The 7,579-nt window shown below is 60.7% G+C and carries 5 protein-coding genes and 1 pseudogene; 4 read left to right on the top strand and 2 right to left on the bottom strand.

Annotation, left to right across the window (positions count from 1 at the left end; translation table 11 throughout):
- On the top strand, positions 1-171 hold a 171-nt coding region (locus GSQ87_RS03755), incomplete at its 5' end, for a L,D-transpeptidase (protein WP_158913380.1).
- 329 nt (positions 172-500) lie between these two features.
- On the top strand, positions 501-1,217 hold the full coding sequence (locus tag GSQ87_RS03750) for an IS6 family transposase (protein ID WP_158913344.1): 717 nt from the start codon (positions 501-503) through the stop codon (positions 1,215-1,217).
- A gap of 43 nt (positions 1,218-1,260) precedes the next feature.
- Here GSQ87_RS03750 and GSQ87_RS03745 read toward each other — a convergent pair whose 3' ends face one another.
- Positions 1,261-1,908, bottom strand: a complete 648-nt coding sequence (locus GSQ87_RS03745) for a hypothetical protein (protein ID WP_158913342.1) — start codon at positions 1,906-1,908, stop codon at positions 1,261-1,263.
- A gap of 958 nt (positions 1,909-2,866) precedes the next feature.
- Between GSQ87_RS03745 and GSQ87_RS03740 the strand changes: the two genes are divergently transcribed.
- Positions 2,867-3,478, top strand: coding sequence for a hypothetical protein (locus GSQ87_RS03740; protein WP_158913340.1), 612 nt, complete (start codon positions 2,867-2,869; stop codon positions 3,476-3,478).
- A gap of 429 nt (positions 3,479-3,907) precedes the next feature.
- A pseudogene (locus GSQ87_RS03735) lies at positions 3,908-4,566 on the top strand (IS6 family transposase).
- A gap of 1,741 nt (positions 4,567-6,307) precedes the next feature.
- Here the strand turns inward: GSQ87_RS03735 and fabA are convergent.
- Positions 6,308-6,835, bottom strand: coding sequence for a bifunctional 3-hydroxydecanoyl-ACP dehydratase/trans-2-decenoyl-ACP isomerase (gene fabA, locus GSQ87_RS03730; RefSeq protein ID WP_158913338.1), 528 nt, complete (start codon positions 6,833-6,835; stop codon positions 6,308-6,310).
- Positions 6,836-7,579: the final 744 nt, after the last annotated feature.

Here is a 7,579-nt window from a genome sequence, read left to right as displayed (position 1 = left end):
AACGCGCCGGATTACGGCCTCCACGGCGCCCCTGATCCTTCCAAGATCGGTAAGACCGCCTCGCATGGCTGCGTTCGGATGACGAACTGGGACGCCGTGGCTTTGGCGCAGGGTGTAAAGCCCGGCGTGACCGTAGAATTCGTCGGAACGCGGGCCAAACCCCATAGCTGATGTGTCGTAGGTTTCAGCTGCGACTGAGGTCGGCACTGTCAACCAAACGTACCTGGGGCCACTGTTCAGGGCTTTTTAGGGCGGATGGGGCAGAACTGCGGAGCCCGCCGGCCGTGCCTCTCTTTGTTCTGCAACGGAATGCGATGACGGCTGCCTCCGAACAGGAAGCACGCTGGGCGCAGCCAGGCCCGGAACATTTGCGCTGACAATGCCCCAGCGGGCCGTCAAAGCCGCACGCCCAAGCGCAGTGGCCGCGCCCATATGGATCGAGCTGGCTCTGTCAGGTGAAATGTACCTTGTCGTGAGCGCGGTCGAGGGTAGGGAGGGGCATGCCCCGCCGGAAGCCACCACCCAATCCGTTTCGCTGGTTTGACTCATCGCCAGAGGTGATCCGTCTGGTGGTGATGCTCTACGTCAAATACCCTCTGTCGCTGAGGAACGTGGAAGACCTCCTGCATGAGCGGGAGATCGACATCTGCCACGAGACGGTGAGGCTTTGGTGGATCCGCTTCGGGCCGATGTTCGCCAACGAGATCCGCAAAAAGCGAGTCGAGGCGATGCGCCAGCACACCCATTGGCGATGGCATCTCGACGAGGTCTATGTCCGCATCGACGGCGAGATGCGCTACCTCTGGCGTGCCGTGGACCATGAAGGCGAGGTTCTGGAATCCTTTGTCTCCAAGGAGCGGGACAAGGCGGCGGCGCTGAAATTCATCAAGAAGGCTATGAAGCGCCATGGCCGTCCCAAGGCTATCGTCACCGACGGCCTGCGTTCCTACGGCGCCGCCCTGAAGGAGATCGGTGGAACCGAGCGCCAGGAGGTCGGCCGTTGGGTCAACAACCGGGCTGAGAATTCACACCAGCCCTTTCGACGAAGAGAGCGGGCGATGCTGAGGTTTCGGAGGATGAAAACACTCCAGACCTTCGCCTCGGTGCACGGGACCGTGCACAATCATTTTAGCCAGGAGCGCCACCTCGTCAGCCGCACAACCTACAAAGACCGACGCTCAGCCGCTCTGGCTGAGTGGCGGCAGGTCGTTGGGTAGAGCTAGCTCGGGTTTGGGCGAGCTACGTCCAAGCGGAGGCGAGTTAGCGTTGGACTGACAGCACCCTCAGGGCGCTCGCGTCCTGGTAGGAGCCGCCGCCGTAGCAGTCGAACTTGAGCATGACCGACCCCGCCGGCAGGAGTTCCTCGATCTCCTGCAGCAAGGTCGTCTTCCCAACACCTCCCGATCCGTGGACATAGAGGTGCTGAGCCCCAGCCGCCATGCGATCGGTCACCGTCCGAGCTATGCCTCTGTGGACGGGGGCCTCGATCTCTTTGATCTTGGGCGGACAAGGAAACAGCGACCGACCATCCGACACGCCAATCTGGAGCAAGACCCGCTCACGCGTGATGATCTCGCCGGCCGCCTCCGGCATCATTCGCTTGCGCACGTATCCGCGCAATTGCGCGGCCGATTCCACGAACTCGGTGTCAGACCAGGCGGCGATCGCCTTGAGCATCTGGTCTTCGATCTCGAAGCGCGACCCAGAACTCCCTTGCAGGTCGAGGACCTCAGCCAAACGCTGGAAGTTGCTGGCGCTCAATCCACTGGCGTGGACCAGCCGATGAAGATCGGGATCGCCCGATCGCCACGCCTTTTCATAGCCCTTTGGCACGTCCACTTTCGCCGCGGCGATCGCGTCGAGGAGGTCTTGGGCAATCGGTTGATTGGTGACCAGCGAGACCCGCACGCTGTCCACTGGCCGGCCCGGCCGGGCTCGAGCCAACCCTTGGTAGGCAAGGCCAAGCGGCCAATAGGCGAGGTCGACGCCTTGCCGTCCCGGGCGGTCGCAAACCGGGCCACAGTCCACGGCTTGGCTGTGTCTGCCGCGGAATACTTCATCTGCTGGAACTCGACTCGGTCGGCCTCGGCGACCGTTTCGCCGCCGTAGAACGCCGCACAATCGACACCGTCCCAAACGCGGTCCTGGCCCTCGGCGACGGTCATGCCTTCCACTGTGATGGCGGCCAGTCCTGTGGCGGCATCCAGCAGCCTTAGGGCCTGGCGTGTGGCCCACAGCTCATGGAACTCGTCGCCGGTGTTAGAACCGCGCGCGCCGCTGTAGTCGATGGCGAACGTCTGGTCGCTCATGGGTTAGATGCGAGCCTCCGGCGACTCTGTATGGGGCACCATCTCGCCCAATTACTCCGGATCCGGTCAACACGATACAGCTGCCGCGACCACTTTGCGTTGTGAGGGCGGCCGTGCCGAATGTCCGGAATCTGGAGCAAGTTCAAGTTCAACTAAGGGCGCGGAGTCCAGGCTAGGCCCCCTCCGCTGCCGACAGTCCTGGTGCTAGCAAGCGGACGTCGCGGTCAGCCGGAGGGGGTCGGCGGCACGTATGAGCGTGGATCCGGAAGCCGGCCCTTCACCATGTCCGCTTTGCGGCTGTAGTGGCGAGTCCGGTTTACCCCGGGATCAGACATTGGGCCGGAGCTCGGGGCCTCTCTTCAGGCCCGCTGGATGTCGTCTTTTTGGCAGAAGCCTGATGGCGGCATTGGGCGCACAGCTCGGGCCGGGCGTTTTGGCCGCCCGGCGGCGTGACCGCCGAATAGCGGACGCGGTGGACAGCCGGGGAGGGTGGGGAGCGGACTCGCCATACAGTCGTGTTAAGAGAGGCGAATCTTCGAGAGAGAGCCACGATCAATATGCCCGCCCCGGCTTCAGTTGCGCAAGCGTCGGTAAAGCCTGACTCAAGCAAGTCGCTGAGAGCCATAATATGGCTCTATGCCACTATGATTATGTGCTCAATTATCCTTTTTTTCATACTCGACTTCGAGAAACCGGCCTGGGAATTGCCAACGCAGGCTGATATAAGAACAGTATCTGGCGTTTTTATGCCGCGCGCTCCTCTTCTCAAGCACGCTCCGCCGTTTCGGCTTAAATTAAACTCTGGCGGATACGTGTCATTTTACTGCTTTCCCGCTGAAACCTATAATGATGCAGATTGTTTTATCAAGGAACGATTCGATCCGTTTGAGCAAAGCTCCGCTAACTTCACGGTAGGATTTTTCCGGGCGCGCGGATTAGCCAAAGGAGTGATGAGCAATGGTACTAAAAATATTATAACATCGGTTCAATTAAATGGGCGTTATATTGTTTCGCCGAGTGACAGAAGCCGCGATCTCAGCGTGTATTTGTCTAGAGAAAAACAATTATCAAAACATCCACATCGCATTTCAATCTATTTTACTGTGTTCATGCTATTTTGGCCTACTATTTGGCTTGCTATCTATTTCTACAAAAAGTGGGATCGATAATCCATCGACATAGTCATACGCGAGAGCTTTCGTCAAAAACTACGCTTTTAGGGCTATGGGAATGTCGCCTAAGGGTCGCTAGCACCTACCGAGCGGCTCCAAACTCACCGTTGGCGCGCCGTCGGCCCTGTCGCCCGGAAGCGGACGGTCCATTCGACCGCACGGGGTCGTTAGCACGGCTCTGTCAGCGCAAATTGACGGCCGGCAGGGGAGGGGGCTAAGGCGAGCCCTATGGCCAAGCTCAAGCCCCCGCCCGATCCGTTTCGCTGGTTTGACAGCTCGCCGGAAGTGATCCGGTTGGTGGTGCTGATGTACGTGGGCTTTGTCAGCGCAAATTGACGGCCGGCAGGGGAGGGGGCTAAGGCCATGCCCCATGGCCAAGCTTAAACCCCGCCCAATCCGTTTCGCTGGTTCGACAGCTCGCCAGAAGTGATCCGGTTGGTGGTGCTGATGTACGTGCGCTACCCGCTGTCGCTGAGAAACGTCGAAGACCTCCTGCACGAGCGAGGGATCGACATCTGTTACGAGACGGTGCGCAAGTGGGTGGACCGCTTCGGCCCGATGTTCGCCTCAGAGATCCGCAAGCGACGGGTCGAGGCTATGCGCCAGCACACCCATTGGAAGTGGCATCTCGACGAGGTCTACGTGAAATCAACGGCGAGATGCACTATCTCTGGCGGGCGGTGGATCACGAGGGCGAAGTGCTCGAATCCTTCGCCACCAAGGATCGAGACAAGGCCGCAGCGCTGAAGTTCATGAAGAAGATCATGAAGCGGCACGGCTGCGCCAAGACCACCACCACCGATGGCTTGCGCTCCTATCGAGCAGCCATGAAGGAACTCAACATCACCGACCGCCAGGAGATAGGCCGTTGGGCCAACAACAGGGCGGAGAATTCCCACCAGCCGTTCCGACGACGAGAGCGGGCGATGCTGAGGTTCAGGAGGATGAAGACACTCCAACAGTTCGCCTCAATCCATGCATCCTTCCACAATCATTTTAATCAGGAGCGCCACCTCGTCAGCCGGCAGACTTACAAAGAGCGACGCTCAGCCGCCCTGGCTGAGTGGCGGCAGGTCGCTGGGTAGAGCTAGCTCGGGTTTGGGAGAGCTACGTCTAAGCGGAGATAAGTTCGCGTTGGACTGACAGCACCTTTGAGATCAATGTCAGGAGAGTTGGCGCGACGGTTCAGCGAGTGTTCACGGGGCAGAGTTAACATTCGGCGCAGCCGGGTAGCGCCGCCTAACGCCCTCAGAGCCGCCGGGGCCTGGTGCCCGAAAGCGGCCGTGCTGATCGGCAGGCGAGGGTGGCTAGCACGCATGAGCTTGGCTCTACAAACTCACCGTTCGGCCGCCGTCGGGCCTCTCGCCCAGAAGCGGGCGGTCCATTCGACCGCACGGGGTGGAAAGGGGACCTTTGCGGGTCAACCCAAGCAGTCGTAGTCTCGGGCATGGGCGCACCCGATCCAATCTACATGCCGCTGGTCAATGAAGGGACCGACGTTTGGGCTCCAGTGTGGGCCGATCCGTTTGGACGCGGCTTTTGGCGCGTGCGAGGCCCCTTGCCGCTAGGTCAGCTATGGGCATTCCCTCCGGGCTCCGTGGTCGCCGTGGTCCATCGAACCTTTTCGTCCGGCGAAGCTGGGCTTGTCGCCCTTGAGAGCTTCGGACCCGCGCCGCCGGAATGCGACGAGCTAACGGAGGTTCGTCTTTCCCCTGATGGGGCACGGCGGCTCTGCATCTTTGGAAGGCCAGACGGTCTTTACCAGTACCGTGAGGACAGCCTGACTGCCGAACAGCACACCTTGCCCTATTGGCGCGAGGGCTACCCGCCGTCCGGCCTCTACCATTCGCCAAGTGAGGCCCTGGGGGACGCGCCGAGAGTCTTCCGGAACGGCGGCTAAGGGTCGTGAGCACGTATTGGCCCGTGGCCGAGAACTCGCCCTCCGGCGGGGGCTAGGCTGGCTGCCTGGAAGCGGACATCCCGAACCCGTGTTAAGGTGGGAAACGGTCCTTGGCATTCCGCCGGAAAGCAGAGCTAATTGGACCGGCGGCTCCTCAGATCGGACAGGCAAATGCGCCCTATAGCGTTACTCTTGGCGGCTGGTGGTCTTGCGACGCCCGGCCTTGCCGGTGAGGTATTGGCGTCGCCGAACCATCCTCCCGAAGTTCACCGCGCCGACTTCGAGCTGTTCTCTTGTCGGTTGAAGTCTGGTGCCAATTTGCAGCTTCGCGCTCATCAAGACGCAGAAGGGAACATGAAAATTGTTCTCGTCCAGCAGCGCCCCGCCCGCCAGCGCGTGCTCACAGGATTAGAAGCCAGCTACCGTGGGCTTTGCTCACGGAGGCGACGCGATAATCCAAGCGCACACCGAGAACTCGACAATTGATTTATTTGTCCAAGAAGGCGGTGTTGAGCCGTCGTTCGGGGCGCTTGTGGAAGCGAGTGCCAAGGGTAGCACCAATCAAGTCTGCGAGCCGGAAACTATCAACACGCCCTCGTCAGTAGTGGGCGATCCCAACGCTCACGAGGCGCCGCTGAGCCTCTTTTCGCTTGGCCTACGCCATATAGCCGGAACGCTGGCCGATCCCCCGGACTGGCCTGAAGGATAGTTGCCCCCGCAGCGGACGTTCCCAACTTCCGAGAAGGGGTCGCAAGCACGTATGAGTGCGGGTCCGGAAAGTCCCCCTTCGTCGATGTCCGCTATGCGGTTGCGTCGGTGAGTCCGCTTGGCCTCCAGACCCGGACATCAGAGCGCAGCAGAACGGAGCTTGGCCGGCGTTCGTAATGTCGTGTTCCCGGAGGAAGGCGCGAGTCCGGTAAGGGCGCTTAGACGCCCGATGCGATCATGCCCACCTTGAGGTCAGTAGCGGTGTAGACGCAGGCGCCGTCGGCGAGCAGCATTCCATTCGCAACGCCCAAGGCCAGCTTGCCGCGGCGGACCAATCTCAGATTCACTTCATAGCGCACCAGCCGCGTCTGAGGGGTGATGTGGCCCCGAAACGAGACTTCGCCGCCGAGCGCACGGCCCTTACCCGGCGACCCCGACCATCCAAGCCAATAGCCAACCACTTGCCACATGGCGTCCAGGCCAAGGCATCCCGGCATTACCGGATCCCCCTCGAAGTGGCAGGCGAAGAACCAGAGGTCCGGCGTGATGTCCAGCTCGGCGACGACTTGTCCTTTGCCGAACTCTCCGCCCTCGAGGCTGATCTCGGTTATGCGATCCATCATTAGCATCGGCGGCGCAGGGAGTTGCGCATTCCCAGGGCCGAAATAGCCACCGCGAGCGGACTGGAGCAGGTCTTCCTTCGTGTAGCTAGACTTCGGAGTGTGAAAATCGTGTGGATTCGCCACGGCTGTACTGCCCTTTCCAAAGTCACGCTCGTATCGGTCTGGCGACGGCTCAGCGCCGAGTTCTGCCTGACCTCCAAAAGCCGTGGATAGCCGGCCTGCGCGCTGCGTCAACTAGCAGGAAACCGCCGTGCCTAGGACGCCTTTGGGTTGCGCAAAACCCGAAGAGCCAAAACGGACGAGGTTATGGCCGTGGGTCGGCGAACGTTAGAAGCACAAATCGACGGCAACGTCTGCTTACGGTTGCCACCACGCATCCCGTCGGCTCCAGACACTCACCGTTAGCGACGCCGGCCTCTCGTCCGAAAGCGGGTCTGCTGATCGACCCCATGGGAACGCTTTATATTCTGAGCCCTCTTCCTGGAAGCTGGCGTCGGCGATTGTTCAAAATCGGGGGGGGGAATCTCGTCTGGACTACCCCCAGCACCTGTCGTCTAGGCAAGCTCAAGCGACGGCTCCGAGGCGATTGAGGCGTCTGGAATCGGGCAAAGAGCTTTCGGCAGCAATGGGCGCGCAGCCGCGGGCGGGACGTTTCCGACCCTTCCGCCGGCGAGCGGACATCGAAAGGGACTGGATAGGGTGGAAAGGACTTAATACCTCATCTTCGCTCACTTATTTTGGACGAGCGACTCCCAACCTTTACCCCGCCACACATCGGTGATCGTAACAGCGCGGTGAGATTAATCTCCGTGACAAACCTGACGAGGCGCGCCGTGCTCAACCATCTCCACAGTCATGAACTCCTGT

This window comes from Caulobacter sp. S45 (assembly GCF_009765965.1).
Taxonomy (GTDB): domain Bacteria; phylum Pseudomonadota; class Alphaproteobacteria; order Caulobacterales; family Caulobacteraceae; genus CAHJWH01.
The sequence above is the reverse complement of the archived record's forward strand: the minus strand, read 5'-3'. Positions and strand labels throughout refer to the sequence as shown.